This window comes from Nostoc sp., assembly GCF_036917675.1.
In the GTDB taxonomy this organism is placed as follows: Bacteria; Cyanobacteriota; Cyanobacteriia; order Cyanobacteriales; family Nostocaceae; genus Nostoc.
The window spans coordinates 1-21,987 of record NZ_JBALCT010000045.1 but is presented as its reverse complement, the minus strand read 5'-3'; the positions used below and the strand labels follow the sequence as shown (position 1 = coordinate 21,987).

At 42.0% G+C, this 21,987-nt stretch carries 18 protein-coding genes, 1 tRNA gene and 1 pseudogene; 8 read left to right on the top strand and 12 right to left on the bottom strand.

Features of this window, described 5'->3' with window-relative positions; genetic code table 11:
• Positions 1–93: 93 nt before the first annotated feature.
• The 10 genes from V7K31_RS15645 to V7K31_RS15600 form a co-directional block, all read right to left on the bottom strand.
• Positions 94–1,359 (bottom strand): glycosyltransferase family 4 protein, encoded by a 1,266-nt coding sequence (locus tag V7K31_RS15645; RefSeq protein WP_335095221.1) that lies wholly within the window; start codon positions 1,357–1,359, stop codon positions 94–96.
• Between the two features lie 54 nt (positions 1,360–1,413).
• Positions 1,414–2,211, bottom strand: coding sequence for a WecB/TagA/CpsF family glycosyltransferase (locus V7K31_RS15640; RefSeq protein WP_335095220.1), 798 nt, complete (start codon positions 2,209–2,211; stop codon positions 1,414–1,416).
• On the bottom strand, positions 2,183–2,317 hold the full coding sequence (locus tag V7K31_RS15635; protein ID WP_335095219.1) for a hypothetical protein: 135 nt from the start codon (positions 2,315–2,317) through the stop codon (positions 2,183–2,185). Before V7K31_RS15635 ends, V7K31_RS15640 begins: the two co-directional genes overlap by 29 nt.
• Before the next feature lie 602 nt (positions 2,318–2,919).
• Complete coding sequence (locus tag V7K31_RS15630; protein ID WP_335095218.1) at positions 2,920–3,171, bottom strand: hypothetical protein; 252 nt, start codon at positions 3,169–3,171, stop codon at positions 2,920–2,922.
• A 33-nt stretch (positions 3,172–3,204) separates the two neighbouring features.
• A tRNA-Leu gene (locus V7K31_RS15625) sits at positions 3,205–3,288 on the bottom strand.
• A 104-nt stretch (positions 3,289–3,392) separates the two neighbouring features.
• Complete coding sequence (locus V7K31_RS15620) at positions 3,393–4,517, bottom strand: alpha-hydroxy acid oxidase (protein ID WP_335095217.1); 1,125 nt, start codon at positions 4,515–4,517, stop codon at positions 3,393–3,395.
• Between the two features lie 162 nt (positions 4,518–4,679).
• Positions 4,680–5,624 (bottom strand): hypothetical protein, encoded by a 945-nt coding sequence (locus V7K31_RS15615; RefSeq protein ID WP_335095216.1) that lies wholly within the window; start codon positions 5,622–5,624, stop codon positions 4,680–4,682.
• A gap of 394 nt (positions 5,625–6,018) precedes the next feature.
• Positions 6,019–6,894, bottom strand: coding sequence for a M48 family metallopeptidase (locus tag V7K31_RS15610; protein WP_335095215.1), 876 nt, complete (start codon positions 6,892–6,894; stop codon positions 6,019–6,021).
• 135 nt (positions 6,895–7,029) lie between these two features.
• Entirely contained in the window at positions 7,030–7,395 is a 366-nt protein-coding gene (locus V7K31_RS15605; protein ID WP_335095246.1) for a Lin0512 family protein, read from the bottom strand.
• A gap of 192 nt (positions 7,396–7,587) precedes the next feature.
• A complete protein-coding gene (locus V7K31_RS15600; protein ID WP_335095214.1) occupies positions 7,588–7,956 on the bottom strand; it encodes a Crp/Fnr family transcriptional regulator in 369 nt (122 codons plus the stop codon).
• 160 nt (positions 7,957–8,116) lie between these two features.
• Between V7K31_RS15600 and ileS the strand changes: the two genes are divergently transcribed.
• Entirely contained in the window at positions 8,117–11,083 is a 2,967-nt protein-coding gene (ileS, locus tag V7K31_RS15595; RefSeq protein ID WP_335095244.1) for an isoleucine--tRNA ligase, read from the top strand.
• Positions 11,084–11,123: 40 nt separating this feature from the next.
• On the opposite strand, the gene V7K31_RS15590 is transcribed toward ileS, so the two are convergent.
• Entirely contained in the window at positions 11,124–11,516 is a 393-nt protein-coding gene (locus V7K31_RS15590) for a hypothetical protein (protein WP_334826602.1), read from the bottom strand.
• Positions 11,517–11,562: 46 nt separating this feature from the next.
• Between V7K31_RS15590 and V7K31_RS15585 the strand changes: the two genes are divergently transcribed.
• The 4 genes and pseudogenes from V7K31_RS15585 to V7K31_RS15570 form a co-directional block, all read left to right on the top strand.
• Entirely contained in the window at positions 11,563–11,805 is a 243-nt protein-coding gene (locus V7K31_RS15585; protein ID WP_335095213.1) for a hypothetical protein, read from the top strand.
• Positions 11,806–11,924: 119 nt separating this feature from the next.
• Positions 11,925–12,320, top strand: a complete 396-nt coding sequence (locus V7K31_RS15580) for a hypothetical protein (protein WP_335095212.1) — start codon at positions 11,925–11,927, stop codon at positions 12,318–12,320.
• 221 nt (positions 12,321–12,541) lie between these two features.
• Positions 12,542–15,340, top strand: coding sequence for a tetratricopeptide repeat protein (locus tag V7K31_RS15575; protein WP_335095211.1), 2,799 nt, complete (start codon positions 12,542–12,544; stop codon positions 15,338–15,340).
• A 45-nt stretch (positions 15,341–15,385) separates the two neighbouring features.
• Positions 15,386–15,604: pseudogene (locus V7K31_RS15570) on the top strand (zinc finger domain-containing protein); the annotation flags it as partial.
• 355 nt (positions 15,605–15,959) lie between these two features.
• On the opposite strand, the gene V7K31_RS15565 reads toward V7K31_RS15570, so the two are convergent.
• Positions 15,960–16,214, bottom strand: a complete 255-nt coding sequence (locus tag V7K31_RS15565; RefSeq protein WP_335095209.1) for a hypothetical protein — start codon at positions 16,212–16,214, stop codon at positions 15,960–15,962.
• A 279-nt stretch (positions 16,215–16,493) separates the two neighbouring features.
• On the opposite strand from V7K31_RS15565, the gene V7K31_RS15560 reads away from it, so the two are divergent.
• The 3 genes from V7K31_RS15560 to V7K31_RS15550 form a co-directional block, all read left to right on the top strand.
• Entirely contained in the window at positions 16,494–18,851 is a 2,358-nt protein-coding gene (locus tag V7K31_RS15560) for a CHASE2 domain-containing protein (protein ID WP_335095208.1), read from the top strand.
• Between the two features lie 161 nt (positions 18,852–19,012).
• A complete protein-coding gene (locus V7K31_RS15555; RefSeq protein WP_335095207.1) occupies positions 19,013–19,660 on the top strand; it encodes a DUF928 domain-containing protein in 648 nt (215 codons plus the stop codon).
• Positions 19,661–19,701: 41 nt separating this feature from the next.
• Positions 19,702–21,987, top strand: a 2,286-nt coding sequence (locus tag V7K31_RS15550; protein ID WP_335095206.1) for a two-partner secretion domain-containing protein, incomplete at its 3' end; no start/stop codon positions are given.

Sequence of the window (21,987 nt, the reverse complement as noted above, 5' to 3'; positions counted from 1 at the left end):
TAGTTTTTTACGTATGCTACCAGTATCGCTAAAGGAGCTATTGAGAAGATATATACTATGACGTTATCATTAATCATCGCTAGAGCCATAGCTCTAACTCAATTTCAAGCAGGATTTATTCTGGTTTGAAATTTCTTCGTAGAGTTGAATTAGCTGCCTCCCCTTACTTTCCCAACTGAAAGTCTCTCTCACCCTCTTCTGTCCGGCTTGACCCATCAATAATCTTAGCTCTGGGTTACTAGCCAAATACGTCATAGCCTTAGCAATATCACTTACTACTTGCTCAGGTGTATTTGCCTTAATTTTAAAGCCAGTTTCCTCTGTAACCTGAACTGCGGGACCTCCTAAATCTAGGCAAATCACTGGTCGCCCTGCTGCCATTGCCTCTAAACACACTAATCCTCCAGATTCATGCAAGCTGGGATGAACTAACAGATGGCAGTTCTGTATTTTACTCCATGTATGTTCACGAGACAGATTACCTAAAAACTGGACTTGTTTATTAATATTCAGATGTTGAGTTAATATTTCTAGCTGTTTGCGTTCAAATCCTTCTCCGACAATCCAATATTCAGCATTAGGTAGGTTTGCTTGGGCAAATGCTGCTAATCCCAAATGAAACCCTTTCCAGTGCAAAAGTCTACCTACGCTGATAAATCTAATTCCAGAATTGTCGAGAATTAGAGAATCTGAAAGGTTTGCTATTTCATCTTGAGATAAACCTAATGGAGAATAAACTTGGACATTTTTTGTCCCCACTTGGCGTAAACGTTTAGCTGTATCTTCTGTGGTAGCGCGGGCTAAGACACTTTGTTGTGCAGTGAGGCGAACTAAGGGATCACACTCTCCTATCCAGCGAGCCAAATTTCGCAAAACCTCATATATCTTCCCACGGAAACTAAAATCTTGACAAAAACTTTTGGGAGATGATTCCCCGCCCCCAACTGGCCCCCAGATGAAAGGAACTGGTAGCAGTGAAATTAAACTAGGGCTTGAATACTTCGCATAAGTTACATGATGTAGGATATCAAAGCCAATCTGCTTGTGGAGTGAGCGACTGATAAAATATGCCCAAATTTGCCAAAGGTAATAGTGAAGATAAACCCCCCATTGCTTTCCTATCCTCTGATGACTCCAGTCTATGATCCAGCCTAGAGGATCTAAGTAAACAACGTGCAGGTTGGGCAGGCGGTTACGTGCTAGTTCAGTTTCAAGACCTTGACGGTGGCAGTTTGATGTGAGTACCCAAATTTGGTGATACTTGCTTACCTCCCTAACAACATTCCAGCCTACTCCTGGTTCAGAACCCTTTCCCGGTTCACAAGCATATGCACAGATGAGAATTTTTAAATGTTTCATGCCCGACATTTCCTTAATGTCGCGAATATCGTTCTAACCATTGCTCAGAAGCTGTTAATCCCCAGTCTCGTGAAGAAAGACGGCTGCAATTCGACTTGATGATAATAGTTGCTTCGTAGCCAGCCAGATAAATAGTGGAATGGTCTTAGCATAGCGGCCGCAAAGTCGGCGCGGTTCTTGAATCCATCGATACAGCCATTCAAGTCCTAAATCTCGAACTATGCGGGGTGCCCGCTTGTGAATTCCTGCATAAACGGGGAAAACTCCACCCAGCCCAATCATTACAGCTTGTATCTTACCCTTATGTTGAGCTATCCAATTTTCTTGCTTAGGACATCCCAGAGACACTAAGACGGCACTAGCACCACTAGAGTTAATCTTTTGAATCAAAGCTTCGTCTTCAGTTTCACTCAGGGGACGAAAAGGTAGAGGTTCCATCGCCGAAATCTGCATCTGCGGAAATTCCTCCTCTAACCTTTTTCGCATCCTAGAAAGAATTTCTGTTTGGGAACCTACAAAGAAAATACTAAGATTTTGTGTTTGAGTTAGCTGACACAATGCTAGGAAAATATCCATTCCTGCCACACGGTCTTGATAAACCGCTCCCATTTTTCGCATCATCCATACCAGAGGCATGCCATCAGGAGTAACTATATCTGCATTTCGTAATACTGTGGCAAACTCTGGATTCCAATGAGCTTCAATGAGCATGTGTACATTAGCTACGTATACACTTTTACTCTCACGCCGACTCGACCACTTTAGTATTGTTTGTACTTGGTCGTCAAAGCGTAAAGCAGTAATAGGAAAATCAAGCACTTTTTTAGTAGGTAGAAGCACTCTCGCCACCATCAATAACTCCTGTGTCCAAGAAAAAAATCCATAGATTACCTAGACCAATCGGAATATTGAAGAATTCGGATTGGATGACTCCTGACTTTTTGTAGGCTTGTGTCATCGTTGGAAGTTAACACATGGAGATGCAATTGCCTTCTTAGTATACTTTTGGCTTAATACTAGAATTATTTGCTGTTGTGTCCTAGTTTACCGTTTTAACCAAGGGATTTAAGACACTGCTGGACAAAATTCATACTTCCTTCATAATTAATTTTTGATTTGTTCATCTAAGCATTACAATTGCGATAATTTCTTTATAAATATGTGTTTAATTGCGTAATATTTGCTACACATAAAAATTAAATGGCGAACCAAAGTAGCAGATATTTAGTTTGATGATTTTGATACGTAAGTATCCGCTTAAGAGGTTCAATTAAAATTAGTATATTTTGAAGAATAGGATAATAATTTTTTCTTATAAGTAGGTAGGCGTAATTAAATAAGTACTAACGCAAAATTAATTACACATTTATTTAATCTGGAATGACCTTTTGACAAGCATTTCAGGCGATGCAAGTATGCAATTAATTTTGCACAGGTACTTATAAGATCAAACCTCACCCTCAATCCCTCTGGGATGCTTTGGAGAGGGAAGCCGGAGGCAGGGTGAGGTTTTATATTTAATTTGACCCACTTACTTAACTGTCGAAATTTATTACAAATTTAATTTAGTCTATATATTGAAAAATTCCTAAAATTTATTTTTTTATGAAATAAAAGCCCAAAAAATAAGGGAAAGATAAGTTTATCTTTCCCTGCTTTATTGTTTTTCTGGTTGTCTGGTTTGTTACTTTCCTTGAGTCTTTGCCGTAACATTTGCCTTTGCTTTTTGAGTTGCCGCTTCCTAGCAGAACCGCCTCTACCTTTGTCATTCCTGCCTTCTTTACGGGGAGATTCCCATCTTTTCAGGCGCATAAATTTTTAACCTCTCTATCAATTGTTTGGTAGTGGGCAGGAGGAGAATCGAACTCCTATGACCGTAAGGCCGCCACATTTTGAGTGTGGTGCGTCTACCAATTCCGCCACCCGCCCTTATATCCAATCTTAACTATCATACTCTAATTGAGGGATTTTGTAACAAGTGGGAAAATTAATTTTCAAACCTTTGCTGGAATCAGCTCCGATAATTCTAAGACTTAAAGGCGTGGCAGGGTTAATAAACTAGGATCAATATCTTGTAGTTTTGCACAGCCGCTAAGGGCCATTGCCACATTTAACTCATCTTGTAGCAGTGAGATAACGTGAGATACACCCGCTTGTCCTGCTACTGCCAGTCCCCACAAAATGGGTCGTCCAATCAGTACCGCTTTTGCTCCTAATGCCAGAGCTTTGAGAATGTCTGTGCCTCTACGAATGCCTCCATCCAACAGCACTTCTACTTTACCATCCACTGCGGCCACTATTTGGGCTAGGGCATCTAAAGAAGCGATCGCACCATCGAGTTGTCTGCCACCATGATTGGAAACAATAATTGCTTTGGCTCCATATTCCACAGCCCGCACAGCATCATCTGGACGTAAAATTCCTTTGATGACTAAAGGTAGTGGAGATAAAGACTGTAACCATTCTAAATCGTGCCAAGTTACTGCTGGGTTTAGCTGTTGGGCAAAATAGGTAAATAACCCAGATTCGCCTTTTTCATAGGGAATATCTAGCCCTGAGATGCTGGCAAGATTAGCCAGATGTAAGTCTAGGGGTAAGGCAAACTCGTTACGTCTATCTCTCTCGCGCTGTCCGAGAACAGGTGCATCTACAGTCAGACAAAGTGCTTTGTAGCCTGCTTTATGGGCTTTTTCTACTAAAGCACGAGTTAATTCCCGATCTTTATGGATGTAAAGCTGGAACCATCGCAGGGAATCTAGAAATTTATCAGATGCAGTCGCTACTTCTTCAATGCTCTTTGTTGCCATTGTACTTAACACCATGCCCACACCAGCTGAGGCGGCAGCTAGGGCGGTGGCCACTTCTCCGTCTGGATGGGCTAGACATTGAAAAGCCATCGGCGCAATTAGCAAAGGTAGTTGTAGGGGTTGTCCTAAAATAGAGGTAGTTAGATTGCGATCGCTAACATCGACTAATATCCGAGGTTGCAGCTTGACTCGCTCAAAGGCTGCACGATTATCCTGCAATGTGATTTCGTCCCAAGCACCACTGCTATAGTAATCGAGCGTCATTTGAGACAGATGCTCTTTTGCTAATTTTTCGTACTCAAAAAGATTTATGGGTTGAAAACGATCGTCGTTGGATAAGTAGGTAGACATATTAACAATTCAAAATTCACACATTCAAACATTTTAGGCATTTACATAAGGGGATTTAAACTCCGACTGAAACTGAGCGGAGTCGGAGACACTCCGCCTCCGAGCTACCTCTAGAGGTAGGTGTCTTAAACCCTTTGTTTTACGATTAAATGTCAGGTTATTCTAAAGGAACCTATCTAATAATTCTTCCCTGGATAGTTGCAATAATAAAGGAGTAAATTCCTCTGGAGATAATGCCAATAAAGCTTCAACAATTACTCTAATTTCTGCATCTAAAGAACCAAAGCGAACTCGCAACAAATTCTCTATAACATTACGACGTTCTGCTTGGATTCCTTCTTGGATTCCTTCTTGAATTCCTTCTTGGATTCCTTCTTGGATTCCTTCTTGGATTCCTTCTTGTTTAGCTTCTGCTAATTTTTGCTCGTAAATAGGTGATAAACGCATAATTAAATCTCTATCCTCCTCGTCTATATTTTGATTGAATTCTAAGGTAGTCTTTAAACTCAATAATAAATCAATTGCTTTTGAACGTAATGGATTATTTTGGGAAAGTGCTTCTAGTTCATCTATAGCTTTTTGCTGGACTCTTCCCTTACCTAAAATTCTCAACCATAATGTTTCTTCCCTACATGGTAATTGGTGAATTGACACAATTACTGTTCTCAAATAATCGCCTAAAAAATGTACTCCTATTCCCCAATTTTCTTCATCTAGGTTAGTTCTAAAACCATCCAATATGGATTCAGAAGCTGTGGGTGACAAAATCCACAAACGTGGTAATTCTGATTCTGCAAGCCGATTTTTCTCACCTTTAGCTTGACGTTTTACTTCAGCAAAGATATCAAACAACTTATTTATGCAACTGCGGATCTCCGCAATTGTCGCCGCATTTCTAAATGGTTCAATTAATGCAGGTTCAGCCGCAAATTTTCCTAACAGTCCTAATTCTATTGTATCGCTTGGAGATTGCGGTGAAGGGACAAAATAAACATCAATTTCTCGGATTTGGGCCGGAACTTTCCGACTTGTTTCCACTTCTCCCAATGGCTGTAACAATTCTTTAAGATAGTCTTTTGCAAACTGGTCGTAGGGAAACCTGGTCATTAGCTGATTATTTAGCTGTATCAATATTTTACATGAGTATGTAGATGTATTCTCGGAGCGTCTCGTAGAGAAGCGGCTTGTCGTCTGACATCGCATTCATAATATTGAGAAATACATTTATCCAATCTTGTAGGGCGTGCGAGACGCCATTGGTGTCAAATTAACGTAAAAGCCAGTCTATAACTATCTTTTAGAGATTGTCTCGTCAAGAGTCGGAAACTGGAAATGCCTAATGGGGGGGCGCCGCCTCAAGACTGGCGGCAGAGCCGCAATTGAAGTACATTTCCAGCCTTCTTGCTGGAAACGAGGTTTTAAAAGGTTTGCGCTTAAGTTGACACCAATGGCGAGACGTCCACCCGACAATAAGTACTTGAGTCTTTTTTTATTTATAACTCTACCAGTTGCGCCACCCGCCTTTGGGTGTAACTTCGTTGGTATACTTAAGTCCGTGACTGTGTAATAGCATTTGATATTCTGTGCTGCTTGCCCATCGGTCAATTTCTTGCGCTCGTAGCACTGGCACTGGATGGGTTAATTGGGCTGTGCGGGCGACTTTGACCATTTCGCCTAGTTCGGTCTTGCTAATATCATCGTAAGCGCGGACTTGAGCAACAAAGGCATCGAGATTCAATTGTGGCGCTAAGGTAGGGGAACCACCCGCCAACTTCATCAACACTGACATGACAACTTTGGGGTCTTGGGTTGCTAGTAATGCGGCGCGATCGCAGGTAAACTCAGCACAGCGTACCCATTCTAAAAGCTGTGTCTGTATCGCTTGAGCAACAAAGGTTCCGACGTTGGGCACAATCGCCGCAGCTAATATTAATAAATTTACAGGAGTCAAGTAAACGCTATGGTCACACTTGAGATGCCCCAACTCGTGGGCAATTACTGCCTGTATTTCTTCTGGTGTGAGGATATCAATCAGGGATGTGTGTAGGACAACAAATGGCTGTTTACCCCGCATAGCAAAAGTATAGGCGTTGGGAGCCGGATGTTGCCGGACGTACAACTGGGGAGGCTCTATATCCAGAATTTTACAGGCATCTAACAACAGTTTGTATAAATCGGGCAGTTGCTTTTCACCCACCAGAATACTGGAGGCAATATTTTCTACATAGAAAACCTGCTCTGCCATTGGCCCGAGCCAATTTCGCACCAACATATCTATGCCTGGTATCTGCTTGAGCGTTCTGGTAGCTTCCAGGTCTAATGGATGACGAAATGAGTCAGCTTTTAAACCAATTAGCGGGGTTTTGATCAAGGACATAGTGCAGCAAGCTATAAAAAAACACAACTATGGAAGCTGGCTAGTAAGATTCACAGCCTCCCACAGTTAGTATAACGATTTAAGTAGGGTGGGCAGGTGACACCCAAACCTCGCATTTATGCAACGCAACCTCAGCTACTCATTTTCAATCAGAACTGTTACAGCTGCGATCGCAATCAACATTTCGTCATTTTTATCGTTGAGTTCGGGAATTGCCCGCCCTTGAACTACCATCCCCCCAGATTCTAGGGTGAGGGTTTTCCGACCAAATGGCAGTACAGCTAGTACTTCTTCTTCCCTAACTTGTTCTGGGTATGGTACTGCTACCTGAACCTCTATAATCATTTCATTGGGGTGACTTAAACCTGCAACTTCCCAAACACCAGGTAAAGCATTGTGAGCGATCGCATTCCGTACAGCCCTAGATGCTGCTACTGTAGGATCTTGTCCATGTTGATCGATTCCCATCCCCATCTCGATAATTAACCGTTTACGCGCCATTGCTACCTCTAGTAAATTTTGCACCTTTGACTTTATATAAATCAGGAGTCAAAAGCCAAAATTTAGAGTTCTCTGAATTCTGACTTTTGACTCCCCAAGCGAGAGCATATAATATATGATGGACTTCTGCAAAGAAGGTAAGAGTAAGAGCAGATTGTGATTAGTTTTGGAACTCCTACCTGATGATGTGCTTTAAAGCAGATGCTGCAAGCGACTTAGACGTTCTGAGTAACTTTTCATCACCTCTAGGGCAAACATGGGTGTTTCCTGAACGGCAAAGAGAAACCTTTGCTCATCAAGGAAAACCAGTTTGGTATCAACTTTGGCAATAGCTGTGTAAGTTCTATTTTTTACTCCTACAAGTACCCCGACACCAAAAACTTCCCCCGTTTCAATGGTTTCGACAATCTTGCCATTGACTAATATATCTACCTCTCCTTCGAGAATGCCATATATTTCATCATCAGGCTGTCCTTCTTCAAAGATGACTTGGCCTGCTGAAAATACTTTAGGGTCGGGTTGTTTTTGAAAGATACTGAGTGTGACTACAGGACTTAGCATTAGAGCAACCCCAAAATTCTTTGTTTTTAAACGAAACTTTTGGATAGACAATAGGCGAACCTAGAAGAGTATACTACTTTATGTTGATTAACTAATTTTGGTTTTCATGCCATCTTCTATAATTAATAAAACCTACACACCTAATTCTAGGCATGAGACTGTGACCGAATCAGGAAGTTACAAAGATACTGTAAACCTACCCAAGACTAACTTTGAGATGCGGGCAAACGCCATCAAGCGGGAGCCGGAAATCCAAAAATTTTGGGAAGAAAATAAAATTTACGATCGCCTCTTTGAAAATAACCCCGGCGAATTATTTATACTGCACGATGGGCCTCCCTACGCTAATGGCTCTCTGCATATTGGTCACGCTTTAAATAAAATTCTCAAAGATATTATTAATCGCTACCAACTACTACAAGGGCGTAAAGTTCGCTACGTCCCTGGTTGGGATTGTCACGGTTTGCCAATTGAGTTGAAAGTTTTGCAGAACATGAAGTCAGCAGAACGGCAAAATTTAACGCCTTTACAACTGCGCCAAAAAGCGAAAGAATTTGCTTTAGTTACCGTAAATGACCAGCGCCAAAATTTTAAACGCTACGGTATTTGGGGTGATTGGGACAACCCTTATCTAACTCTGAAGCCGGAATATGAAGCGGCTCAAATTGGCGTGTTTGGTCAGATGTTCTTAAAAGGCTACATCTATCGCGGTTTGAAGCCGGTTCACTGGAGTCCGAGTTCTAAAACTGCTTTGGCCGAAGCTGAGTTGGAATATCCAGAAGGTCACATTTCTCGCAGTATCTATGCAGCTTTTCCAATCACAGCTTTGGCGGAAGCTGTAAAACCACTGTTGGCGGAATATCAGTCAGATTTGGGTGTGGCTATCTGGACAACTACACCTTGGACAATTCCGGCGAATTTGGCTGTGGCGGTGAATGCAGATTTGAACTATGCAGTGGTGGAAGTAGAACCCCACCCCCCAACCCCCTCCCCGCAAGCAGGGAGGGGGAGTGAGGAAGTTTCTTCTCATTCTCCGTTAACGGAAAGAGTGAGGTTTCGCTATCTCATCGTTGCTGCTGATTTAGTGGAACGTTTATCTTCGACGTTGGGAGTTAAGTTAACTCTAAAAGCGACGTTTAAGGGGAATGATTTAGAACATACTACTTACCGTCATCCTCTATTTGACCGCGAAAGTCCGATTGTTGTGGGCGGTGATTACATTACTACTGAGTCGGGTACGGGGTTGGTACATACTGCACCCGGTCATGGTCAAGAAGATTACATTGTTGGTCTGCGCTACGGTTTGCCCATCCTTGCGCCAGTGGATGACAATGGCAATTTTACCGAAGAAGCGGGAGAGTTTGCGGGGTTGAATGTGCTGGGTGATGGGAATCAGGCGGTGATTGATGCTTTAAGTGCGGCTGGTTCCTTGTTGAAGGAAGAAGCATATCCCCACAAGTATCCCTATGATTGGCGGACGAAGAAGCCAACGATTTTCCGCGCTACTGAACAATGGTTTGCTTCCGTGGAGGGATTTAGAGAAGAAGCATTAAAAGCGATCGCAACGGTAAAATGGATTCCAGCCCAAGGTGAAAATCGCATTACGCCAATGGTGGCGGAACGTTCCGATTGGTGTATCTCTCGTCAGCGGAGTTGGGGTGTACCCATTCCCGTTTTCTACGATGAAGCCACCGGGGAACCACTGTTAAATGAGGAAATTATCAACCACGTCCAAGGAATTATCGCCAAAAAAGGTTCTGATGCTTGGTGGGAACTCTCGGTAACTGAGTTATTACCGGAATCTTATCGGAACAATGGTAAGTCTTACCGCAAAGGTACAGACACAATGGATGTATGGTTTGATTCTGGTTCATCTTGGGCGGCTGTCGTCGAACAGCGTCCAGAGTTACGCTACCCTGCTGATATATATTTGGAAGGTTCAGACCAGCATCGCGGCTGGTTTCAATCAAGCTTGCTCACCAGTGTAGCAGTGAATGACATTGCCCCTTACAAAACTGTGCTAACTCACGGCTTCGCTTTGGACGAACAAGGGCGGAAGATGAGTAAGTCAGAAGGAAATGTGGTTGACCCAAATATAATTATTGAAGGCGGAAAAAATCAAAAAGTAGAACCAGCCTACGGTGCAGATGTATTGAGATTGTGGGTATCATCAGTTGATTACTCCGGCGATGTCCGCATTGGTAAAAACATCATCAAGCAGATGAATGATGTTAGAGGCAAGATTCGCAATACGGCGCGGTTCTTGTTGGGTAGCTTGGATGATTTTGACCCGGAAAAAGATGCAGTCCCCTTCGAGGAATTGCCAGAACTTGACCGTTATATGCTGCACCGCATCACTGAAGTGTTTGAGGAAGTCACCGAAGCATTTGAGAGTTTCCAATTCTTCCGCTTTTTCCAAACGGTGCAGAATTTCTGCGTCGTGGATTTATCCAACTTTTATTTAGATATTGCCAAAGATAGGCTGTACATCAGTGCAAAGGATGCTTTCCGCCGTCGCAGTTGTCAAACGGTGCTGAAGATAGCAATAGATAATTTAGCACGAGCGATCGCACCAGTATTATGCCACACCGCAGAGGATATATGGCAATATCTCCCTTATAAAACACCTTACAAATCGGTGTTTGAGGCTGGTTGGGTTCAGGTTGAGGAAAAATGGCGTAATCCAGAGTTAGCGGAATTTTGGGAAACACTACGACAACTCCGCACCAGGGTCAACAAATTTATTGAGGAGCTTCGAGTTGACAAAAAAATTGGGTCTTCTTTAGAAACTAAGGTAAAGCTGTATGTCCCTGATGAAGAATTGCGTCAACGCTTACATACTCTTAATCCCAAATTTGGTGGTTCAACTGAAAAAAGTAATGGCGTAGATGAATTACGCTATATATTTTTGGTTTCTCAAGTTGAACTAATGGAGCCTAAAGATATAGAAGATTTAATGTTAGGACCTTCACAATCTTTCCCACTCAACGAAGAACATATTTTGGTTGGAGAAGCAGATGGGCAAAAATGCGATCGCTGTTGGAACTACTCCGTTCATGTGGGAGAATCAGCAGAACATCCCTTAATTTGCGAACGGTGTGTTGCAGCCTTAGCCGGAGAGTTTTAACAGCATAAAACTTCCTGGCTACAAACAAAGCCTGATGAGACTAGCTGGTTTTTGCATTCTGATTGGATTTTTGCTCTGAATTCTTCAAACGTGTCGCCTGACTTTTGCGGATGCGATCGCTTTTGCGAACAGCACCCGCCATTTCATATTCACGGCTGTCTTTACCGTATTTGAAAGCAACTCCAATCAGCATTTTCTCAACCAAGTCATTTAAGTTTTTGTCTAATTCATCCATTTCAGTTCTAGAAGAGTTAATCACGGCTAGAGCAGTATTATAAGCATTTATCTTGCTACGGTACTGCTCAATTAGTTGTGTCACGTTTTGCAAGTTACGAATATCCCCAAAATCCATACTCGGATCGATCGCTTTAAATCCCGTCAGTCTTAATTCAGCTTTTTCTAAAACGCGGTATGTACGTTTTTGAGCAGTCATAAATGTATCCTTTTTATTGCCTTAGAGCTAGTTTGCCTTACTAAAGGTGTATCTAAGTTCAGTAAATTCCTCATTTAACAGTATTAAATATGTCGAAAATACCAGTATTGATCACAAAAATGATGCTTTTATTGATGAAATAGTCGCTTTTGTTAATGAAACAGTCGCTTTTGTTGATGAAACAGTTGCTTTTGTTAATGAAACAGTTGCTTTTGTTGATGAAACAGTTGCTTTTGTTGATGAAAACGTTGCACCAAGAGATGCGATGATAAGGCACCAGACGCAATAAATCGCCGTCTCCACAATAATCAATCCTTTGTAGAGACGGCGATTTATCGCGTCTTTGGAATTTAGAACAAAGGCGGTGTATTAATAAGTTAGATAGCGAACACATAGTCAAGGCAGGATATGATACTTGAAACTGCGGCGATCGCAATTGGTTCTGTAATAGCCACCAAAGCCTTAGAAAAAACCACCGAAAAGGTAACAGAAACCTTATTGGATAAGACTGGCAAGTTTCTCGTCACCCTGAAAAAACAGTCTCCCCATACTGTAGCTGCGATCGAGAAAGCACCAGAACAACCACTCGATTATGGCAAAGCTGTACTAGAAGTTGAATTGGCTGCTAAAGCTAATCCAGAAGTGGCTCAAGCTGTACAGGAATTGGCAGCCGCAGCTAAAGCAGAACCAAATCCCAAGTTTGCGGAAATTCTGGCTATGCCTAACCTGCAAAAATTAGCAGATAAAATTGGTCAGGTTGTCATGCCAGGTGGGACAGGTAATATTGAACATCAATCTTTTTAATCTAAATTCATCTCAAAATTTAAGATGATTCTCGATTAGCTCCACAGCCCACCCAGAAATAAATTTCCGGGCTAATAGCTTAAGTCCACTCAAGTGGACTAAAACCATTTTTTTCTCAGTCTTCTTTAGAAGACTTTAGCTATTAGCCTCAGAATTCATTCTGAGGCGGGTGTTGCAAGTGATGCAAAATTTAAGTGTAACGGCATTTAACTTTACTATATATGTCTGAAGACTCTGGGAAGTTTGCTGACAAAGTTGGCGCTTACGCCGCCCCTGGTTCTCAAGTTAATATTGGGACTCAAATTATTGAAGGGCAGAAACAGCTAACTCCCACAAAATCTATTCCTTATCGCGGTTCTGTTAATTTCGTCGGGCGAGAAACCGAACTGACAATGCTACATGAAGACTTGCAGCGCGGAAATTATGTAGCAATAGCGGGAATGGGTGGCGTGGGTAAAACTGAATTAGCTACCCAATACGCCAGACGATACGAACAAGATTATGGGGGAATTGCCTGGTTTAACGATAGGGAAACCAATCTCGCCGCCGAAGTTTTAGAGTTTTTCTCATTGCAGTTCGGTTTGGAGATTCCCCAAGAATCAGGAGGAAGATTTTTAAGCCTTGAACAACAAGTCGTCTGGTGTTGGTCTAGATATCCTAACTCTAAGTTGCCGATTTTAATCGTCTTCGATGACGTAACTGATTTAGACAACCTCCGACAAGTCGTACCCAAGGATAACCGCTTCCGAGTTTTAGTTACTACTCGACTGCGGGATTTAGACGCGAATTTTATTCAAGAGATTCCCTTAGATGTTCTCTCGCCCCAAAAAGAACCAGGTAAAGCTTTAGAACTATTAAAACGACTGTTGAGGAAAACAGATAGGCGAGTTGAAAATCAACCACAAGCCGCAACAGCAATATGTGAATGTCTAGAATATTTGCCCTTGGGCATAGAATTAGTGGGAGGCTATTTAGTACGCGATCCGGACATATCTTTAGATATCATGTTTGGGCGACTGCAAGAACGTAAATTAGCAGAAGCAGCTTTACAAGACCGGGAAAATCTCAACTCAACTCAACTAGGAGTCAAAGCCGCCTTTGCTTTAACTTGGTCAGAACTCGACCCACTGGCGCAACAACTAGGAATATTTTTGAGTTTATTTTCTCCTGTACAGATTCTTTGGGATTTAGTTCTTTGGGTGGCGACAAGTGGAGGGGAAGCAGAAAATCAGGAACAAAAACAGCTAACTTGGTCAAAAGATGAATTAAACGCAGCTAAAAACCAACTCTACGGGTGCAACTTGCTGCAACTCTTAGAAGAGAGAACAGGATGTTATAAAATTCATGCCTTAGTGCGGTGGTTTTTGCAAGGGCAGTTAGCCGATGCTGGCGAGATGAAATTAGTTTTGGAAACAACCTTCGTCACTGCGATGATAGGCTTTGCCCAAATCCTTCCTGATTCACCAACTTCTGAGCAGATTGAAAGCATCAGAGATATCGTTCCCCATCTCGAAGAATTGGGTAAACGTATAATTGCAGAGATAAAAGAACCAAAAGAGGCAGAGATAATTTCTTTAGCATCAGTTCCCAGCGATGAAGTAATTTGGATATTTGTAGGGATAACAAGATTTTACGAAGGACAAGGACTATATAAATTAGCAGAACCTTGGAGTGAAGATTGCGTAAATGTTTGCCAATCTTTATTTGCTGGGGAGCATCCCAATGTAGCTAGTAGCTTGAACAATTTAGCTTCCCTCTACAATAGCCAAGGACGGTACAGCGATGCCGAACCTCTGTTGATTGAAGCCCTAGCAATGAGAAAGCGCCTGTTTGCTGGGGAGCATCCCAATGTAGCTAGTAGCTTGAACAATTTAGCTATGCTCTACAATAGCCAAGGACGGTACAGCGAAGCCGAACCTCTGTTGATTGAAGCCCTGGCAATGACAAAGCGCCTGTTTACTGGGGAGCATCCCGATGTAGCTATTAGCTTGAACAATTTAGCTTTGCTCTACAATAGCCAAGGACGGTACAGCGAAGCCGAACCTCTCTACATTGAAGCCCTGGCAATGACAAAGCGCCTGTTTGCTGGGGAGCATCCCAATGTAGCTACTAGCTTGAACAATTTAGCTTTGCTCTACGATAGCCAAGGACGGTACAGCGAAGCCGAACCTCTGTACATTGAAGCCCTGGCAATGAGAAAGCGCCTGTTTGCAGGCGACCATCCCTATGTAGCTACTAGCTTGAACAATTTAGCTTTGCTCTACAATAACCAAGGACGGTACAGCGATGCCGAACCTCTGTACATTGAAGCCCTGGCAATGAGAAAGCGCCTGTTTGCTGGGGAGCATCCCGATGTAGCTTCTAGCTTGAACAATTTAGCTGGTCTCTACAATAGCCAAGGACGGTACAGCGATGCCGAACCTCTGTACATTGAAGCCCTGGCAATGAGAAAGCGCCTGTTTGCTGGGGAGCATCCCTATGTAGCTACTAGCTTGAACAATTTAGCTGGTCTCTACAATAACCAAGGACGGTACAGCGATGCCGAACCTCTGTACATTGAAGCCCTGGCAATGATAAAGCGCCTGTTTGCTGGGGAGCATCCCGATGTAGCTACTAGCTTGAACAATTTAGCTATGCTCTACAATAGCCAAGGACGGTACAGCGAAGCCGAACCTCTGTTGATTGAAGCCCTGGCAATGATAAAGCGCCTGTTTGCTGGGGAGCATCCCAATGTAGCTTCTAGCTTGAACAATTTAGCTTTGCTCTACAAAAGCCAAGGACGGTACAGCGATGCCGAACCTCTGTACATTGAAGCCCTGGCAATGTGTCAACGGGTGTTAGGCGTTAATCATCCCACTACAGCGACAGTTCGAGAAAATCTAACAATCCTGCAACGCCAGTCTAATCCCCCCGCTATTCGCAAAGGTCGATTAAGTCACTTTATGCAAATATTAAAGGCGATATTAATTTTACCCTTTTCCCTGCTGTGGCGATTTATTAAAAAATTAATTCGTAATTAAAATATTGGTTTTGTGCAATTGAGAGTGTAGAAAACAATTAGTTGAGTGGAATTATTAGATTCTGCTGATGCACTACAAAAATTAAAATATACAGCACAAACAGAAGACTGGGTAATTGGTGTAGTGAATGCTGACGGGGAAAAATGCGTTGGCAAAGCCTACACAAAGTGCGATCGCTGTTGGAACTACTCCATTCGTATGGGAGAATCAGCAGAACATCCCCTAATTTGCGATCGATGCGTTGCAGCCTTAGAGGGTGTTTGAAAAGTCTGACAGGTTATAAAAAAGCTCTCTCAGTATACGCTGTGAATAGATAGTAAACAGCACCGAGAGAACAATATGAGTAAAGCATACTCGCCTCTTTCTCATCGATCACTTCGCCAAATAGGTGTTAACATTCTCTCTAAGAGGCGATCGCCTCTTAGAGGATGTTTGAAAAGTCGTAAAGTATACCAAAAACCCCGCCTCCATTCCTCTCTCCGCTTCGGGGAGAGGCTTTGACACCCCCATTCCCTTGTAGGGAAGGGGGGCTAGGGGGGTTAGGTTCCTGATACTTTGATGTTTTACCAAAAATACTTTTCAAACATCCTCTTAGGGAACTTATAACGGTTGCTGAGTATCAATCACAATCTCGCCGCATTGTCAAACCTGCGGTTGGGGCAAGTGCTACACCCCGCACTACTTGAGCGCTCAGATGTGAAACCACCTCGATCGCCAGATTACCTCCTTTCCCTGTTTGTAATTGGCTATTTATATATCGCAAGCATTTGTGAAAATGAATATCGATGATGCTACTCCCCACGGAGAGTATAGAACCAAGATTTTGCTCTTGGGAATGATTTGAGTGGAAAGATGATTTAATATCTGGTTCCATTTCAAGGCTCTATATCTATAGGATTCCTATCTGATTTTTAAAATATCGGTAGGGTGGGCATTGATTTTAAATGTACATCTTATGGGCGAGAATGATGAGATTAACGACCAGTTTGGAGTTAACAAAGAAGATCAGCAAGATGAATCCATCCATATCAAAGATCATTTTCATAATTGGAATAATCTTCTGGCTGCTCATTAGAATCCCTTATCAACAAATACAGAAACAGAACACAACCAAGGAGACTTTTGTTATCTAAAACTTTTTTATCAGAGTGTAATGAGTAAATTAGTTATCTTGAATTTGGGTACAGGCGATCTCCATAAAGGCTTTCCTGATGTTACAGTTCAACTTGGGTTGACAAATGACCCACGGGCGATGGAATTTCGCGGGAGTTTACCAGCAGCGCCAGAAATTTCTCAACTTTATCGAAATTGGCAAATACTATACTCAGCTCTCTATCAGTATTATGGTTGGTCTGTACGTCTCGAAATCGAAGATACTGATATAACAAATTTTTCGGAAGTTGAATTTAACGATTTATGTCAGCAATTATCATCTAGAATTAATATTTGGCTTCATTCAGACCAGTTTCGCAAAATCGACCAAAAATTACGCACACAATTAAATCCAAATGAAGAAATTTGCTTTATAATTGCAACTTATGATAACTTACTCCGACGACTTCCTTGGCATTTATGGAATTTTTTTGAAGATTATCCGAATGCTGAAGTCGCACTTAGTCCCTTGGAACCACAAAGACTAAATAAAATATATACTAAGAAAAAAAAAGTCAGAATTTTAGCGATTTTTGGTAATCATAAAGGAATTGATATTAGTAAGGATAAATATTTATTAGAGAGTTTATCAAACCAAGCTAAAATAAATTTTTTGGTAGAGCCACAACTAAAAGAGTTAAGTAACGAACTTTGGGGGAAAGGTTGGGATATTCTATTTTTTGCTGGACATAGTTCTAGTCAAGAAAGAGGAGTTCTGCAAATTAATCAAACTACGACAATTACTCTGGATAAATTAAAACATGGACTAAAGAAAGCAATTGAGAGCGGATTGCACTTGGCAATTTTCAATTCCTGTGATGGCTTAGGTTTAGCAGAAGCGTTAGAGGATTTACACATTCCCCAAGTTATTGTCATGCGCGAACCAGTCCCAGACGTAGTAGCGCAGGAATTTTTAAAACATTTTCTAACAGAATTTTCTAGCGGACAATCACTATACTCTGCACTGCATGAAGCGCGAAAAAGGCTGGAAGGAATAGAAGATGAATATCCTTGTGCAACTTGGTTGCCAGTAATTTGCCAAAATCCCTTGTCAGCGCCAATGACTTGGCAGTTGCACCGAAAAATGATTACCACCAAGAGTATTTTAGTAATATTGCTGACAAGCTTGTTGGCAACAAGTTTAGTCATGGGGGTGCGGTATTGGGGTTATCTGCAAACATCGGAACTACAGGCTTTTGACCATTTTATGCAGTTGCGATCGCAACTTGTGACTGAACAACCTGATCAGCGAATTTTAATTATTACTATTGATGAAGCAGATATTCAGTATCAAATCAATAAAGGAATGCAAATGCGATGGTCATTATCTGATCAAGCTCTTGCTCAACTTTTAGATAAATTAAATAAGTACCAACCCCGAAGTATTGGTTTAGATATTTATCGTGATGGTGTTGTAGATCCAAAATTAGCTACTCGTTTTAAGGAGGATAATCGTCTATTTTTTGTGTGCAAAGTTGCGACTACTGATGATGATGGCGATAGTGATGGTATTCCGCCACCCGATGGAGTTTCAAGCAAACGTTTGAGCTTTAGTGATTTTGTTGCAGATGATCAAGATATTGCTCGTCGCCAGCTTTTAGATTTGACTCCTCTCCCAACATCTCTATGTTCCACAGAATACGCTTTTAATCTACAGCTAGCACTTGATTATTTAGATAAAGAAGGTAAAAGCTCATTTGGTACAAAAGAAGGTGATTTGCAGATTGGTAACGTTGTGTTTCAGCAATTAAAAAAACACACTAGCGGTTATCAAAAAGTGGATACATCCGGTTATCAAATATTGTTGAATTATCGTTCTCTCCCCTCTGTTGAAAAAATTGCCGAGCAAGTTAGTTTGAAAGATGTATTAAATGAAAAAATCTCATTAGAATCAGTTCAATCACTCAAAGACCGCATTGTTCTGATTGGTCTTTCTGCCCCCACCAATACAAATGATTATTGGAAAACACCTTTTAGTTCTAATGCGAAACTGGAAGAAAAGCAGATACCGGGGGTATTCGTACAGGCGCAGATGCTAAGTCAAATCCTCAGCGCAGTATTAGACCGCAGACCTTTATTGTGGTGGTGGTCTGGATGGATGGAGTTCCTTTGGGTATGGGGATGGTCATTAGTAGGAGGTATTACAGCATGGTATTATTCAAAACCGCTCCACCTGGGATTGGCGGTAATAGTAACACTTTTAACAGTGTTTGGGTTATGTTTTGGCGTTTTTACACTGGCTGGATGGGTACCACTTATCCCCTCAGTATTAGCGTTGTTAGCTACCCAAGTAGCGGTAGTTTTATGGTTTAGACATTCTCGTGTTGCCAAGAGAAAACAATTGAATTCTCAATTATGATAAAAAAAAAGTCATTAGACCAACAAATTCAATGTGCTTGCGTAGTTACTTTGCTCCTTATTAGTACAACGAGTTACTTGCAATCAGTGCAGGCACAGCTGACTAATTCGATTCAAAACACTGTTAAAAATTCGCACTTCCAATCCTTTCAACAACCAAAATTGCCCAGAAACGGCGCACCTACAGGTCGGCGCAGAGCAGGGGCTGGGCGTAGTCCTGAGTGTCCTAGCTCTCTGACACGTCTTACTGCTTTAGTCCCTGGGGATGAAGGGAAATCATTTTTAGCATCAACAGTTGCAGAAAATCCAACTTTTTGGTTTTATGTTCCCCAACTACCTGAAACGATGCGTTCTGGAGAATTCGTGTTACAAGTGCTGGATGGTAAAGATGTACAGAATGTCTATCGAACACCTCTTACTCTGTCTGAAAAACCAGGTATTATTAGCATTACTCCACCACCACAACCACAATATTCCTTAAAAGCAGATAAAAAATATCACTGGTACTTTAATATTTATTGTGGTGATCCAGAAAAAACATCTGACAATTTTTATGTAGATGGGTTTGTGCAAAAGCAGGCGCTGACAGAGGCTCTTGATAGTCAATTAAAAACAGCAAAACCAAGGGAGTACATTGCCTATAGTGCTAATAATATTTGGTATGATGCCCTAACTAATTTAGGTCAACTGCGCCGCGCCAATCCGCAGAATACAACTATTAATAAAGATTGGGTTGACTTATTGAATGCAGTTGGCTTGCAAGATATTGCTAAAGAGCCACTTGTACAGGATTACAACTTGGAAAAATAAGACTATTCACAGGATGCAGTTACTAATTTATTGAGGGTGCTATGTCAGGGAAAACTCAAGATTGGCGGTGTTGGTGTAGTAGTTTGGTGGTGGGAAGTGTGTTAATTGCTTCCTTGCAAGAGCAAGCTTTTGCTCAAATTACCCCAGATACTAGCTTGCCTAATAACTCTAGCGTTGCAAGGGATGGAAACATCTTTAATATCACTGGAGGAACGAAAGCAGGAAGTAATTTGTTTCACAGTTTTAGGGAGTTTTCTGTTTCTCCTGGTGACACTGCCTCCTTTAATAATGCTGTAGATATTCAAAATATTATTAGCCGAGTTACGGGTGGGTCATTTTCTAATATTAATGGGTTAATTCGTGCTAAGGGCAATGCTAACCTATTTCTAATTAATCCTAATGGAATTGTATTTGGTGAAAATGCCAGATTAAATATTGGTGGTTCGTTTGTGGCGAGTACAGCGAATGCACTGCAATTTGGAAATATTGGATTTTTTAGCGCCACTGATAAAAATATCCCTTCACCGTTGTTGACTATTAATCCTTCAGCATTCCTGTTTAATCAGATTAATCAAAACGCAGTGATTCAAAATAGCTCAGTTGCACCCGCCCGAACAAATCCAGCAGGCTTTGATGCATTAGGTTTACGAGTACCAGATGGGAAAAGTTTGCTGCTAGTGGGTGGTAATGTCAGCATGGATAAAGGACGATTAAATGCTTATGGTGGACAAGTTGAGTTAGGAGGGTTGGCGGAACCTGGTAGTGTAGCGCTGGGTGTAGATGGTGATAATCTCAGTTTGAAATTTCCTGAGAATGTAACGCGAGCAGATATATCTTTTACTAATAGCGCCGGTGTTTTTGTAGAAGCTGCTGGTGGCGGTAATATTGCAGTCAATGGCAGGAATCTAGAGATTTTAGAAGGAACTGTCCTAAGTGCTGGTATTGGGGAAGGTTTGGGAACACCTGATACTGTTGCAGGAGATATTACGCTTAATGCTACCGGGGAAATCAAAGTTGCATCTGGGAGCATAGTTTCTAATGAAGTGGGTTTGGGGTTAAAAGGTAATGGGGGCAATATCTATATCAATGCTGCAACACTATCACTTGATGACGCTGGACTTACTGCCTCAACTTATGGACAAGGGAATGCGGGGAATGTGATAGTGCAGGCACGAGATACTGTTTCTCTTGTAGATAATGCTGGCATCCTCAGCACGGTGGAACCAGGAGGTGTAGGTAATGGAGGTAATATCTATATCAATGCTGCAACACTATCACTTGATGGCGCTCGACTTGAAGCCTCAACTTATGCACAAGGGAATGCGGGGAATGTGACAGTGAGTGCAAAAGATGCTGTTTCTCTTGCAGATAATGCTGCCATCTTCAGCACGGTGGAAGCAGGGGGTGTAGGTAAGGGAGGTAATATCGATATCAATGCTGCAAAACTATCACTAATTGATGGCGCTCAATTGCAAACTGTTACTGATAATGCATCTGATCTCCAGCCAGCAGGACGGGGAGATGCGGGAAATGTCAATGTGAATGTGACTGGCGCTGTTGATATTGCTGGGGGGAAAAATGGTTTAAGTGGGATTGGCAGCTTTGTGAAAACTGGGACTGAAGGCAATGGGGGTAATATTACTATCGATTCTGGTTCTTTCTCATTAAGCGATCGCGCTATACTTGATGCCTCAACTTCTGGACAAGGGAATGCAGGGAATGTGACAGTGCGGGCACGAGATGCTGTTTCTCTTGCAGATGTTGCTATCTTCAGCAGGGTGGAATCAGGGGCTGTAGGAAAAGGTGGCAATATTAACATCAATGCTGCAAAACTATCACTAATTGATGGCGCTCAATTGCAAACTGTTACTGATAATGCATCTGATCTCCAGCCAGCAGGACGGGGAGATGCGGGAAATGTCAATGTGAATGTGACTGGCGCTGTTGATATTGCTGGGGGGAAAAATGGTTTAAGTGGGATTGGCAGCTTTGTGAAAACTGGGACTGAAGGCAATGGGGGTAATATTACTATCGATTCTGGTTCTTTCTCATTAAGCGATCGCGCTATACTTGATGCCTCAACTTCTGGACAAGGGAATGCGGGAAATGTGACAGTGCGTGCAAAAGATTCTGTTTCCCTTGCAAATAATGCTAGCATCTTCAGCCATGTGAGAGTAGAGGGTGTGGGTAAGGCAGGTGATATCGACATCAATGCTGCAACACTATCACTTGATCGCGCTGGACTTGATGCCTCAACTTCTGGACAAGGGAATGCGGGGAATGTGAGGATTCGAGCCAGTCGAGCTATCACCTTTGATCGTGCTAGT

What these genes read in the sequence shown, in the direction of transcription:
- V7K31_RS15645 (WP_335095221.1), bottom strand. Translation starts at nt 1,359, where the DNA reads ATGAAACATTTAAAAATTCTCATCTGTGCATATGCTTGTGAACCGGGA.
- V7K31_RS15640 (WP_335095220.1), bottom strand. Translation starts at nt 2,211, where the DNA reads ATGGTGGCGAGAGTGCTTCTACCTACTAAAAAAGTGCTTGATTTTCCT.
- V7K31_RS15635 (WP_335095219.1), bottom strand. Translation starts at nt 2,317, where the DNA reads ATGACACAAGCCTACAAAAAGTCAGGAGTCATCCAATCCGAATTCTTC.
- V7K31_RS15630 (WP_335095218.1), bottom strand. Translation starts at nt 3,171, where the DNA reads ATGCGCCTGAAAAGATGGGAATCTCCCCGTAAAGAAGGCAGGAATGAC.
- V7K31_RS15620 (WP_335095217.1), bottom strand. Translation starts at nt 4,517, where the DNA reads ATGTCTACCTACTTATCCAACGACGATCGTTTTCAACCCATAAATCTT.
- V7K31_RS15615 (WP_335095216.1), bottom strand. Translation starts at nt 5,624, where the DNA reads ATGACCAGGTTTCCCTACGACCAGTTTGCAAAAGACTATCTTAAAGAA.
- V7K31_RS15610 (WP_335095215.1), bottom strand. Translation starts at nt 6,894, where the DNA reads ATGTCCTTGATCAAAACCCCGCTAATTGGTTTAAAAGCTGACTCATTT.
- V7K31_RS15605 (WP_335095246.1), bottom strand. Translation starts at nt 7,395, where the DNA reads ATGGCGCGTAAACGGTTAATTATCGAGATGGGGATGGGAATCGATCAA.
- V7K31_RS15600 (WP_335095214.1), bottom strand. Translation starts at nt 7,956, where the DNA reads ATGCTAAGTCCTGTAGTCACACTCAGTATCTTTCAAAAACAACCCGAC.
- V7K31_RS15590 (WP_334826602.1), bottom strand. Translation starts at nt 11,516, where the DNA reads ATGACTGCTCAAAAACGTACATACCGCGTTTTAGAAAAAGCTGAATTA.
- V7K31_RS15580 (WP_335095212.1), top strand. Translation starts at nt 11,925, where the DNA reads ATGATACTTGAAACTGCGGCGATCGCAATTGGTTCTGTAATAGCCACC.
- V7K31_RS15575 (WP_335095211.1), top strand. Translation starts at nt 12,542, where the DNA reads ATGTCTGAAGACTCTGGGAAGTTTGCTGACAAAGTTGGCGCTTACGCC.
- V7K31_RS15565 (WP_335095209.1), bottom strand. Translation starts at nt 16,214, where the DNA reads ATGGAACCAGATATTAAATCATCTTTCCACTCAAATCATTCCCAAGAG.
- V7K31_RS15560 (WP_335095208.1), top strand. Translation starts at nt 16,494, where the DNA reads ATGAGTAAATTAGTTATCTTGAATTTGGGTACAGGCGATCTCCATAAA.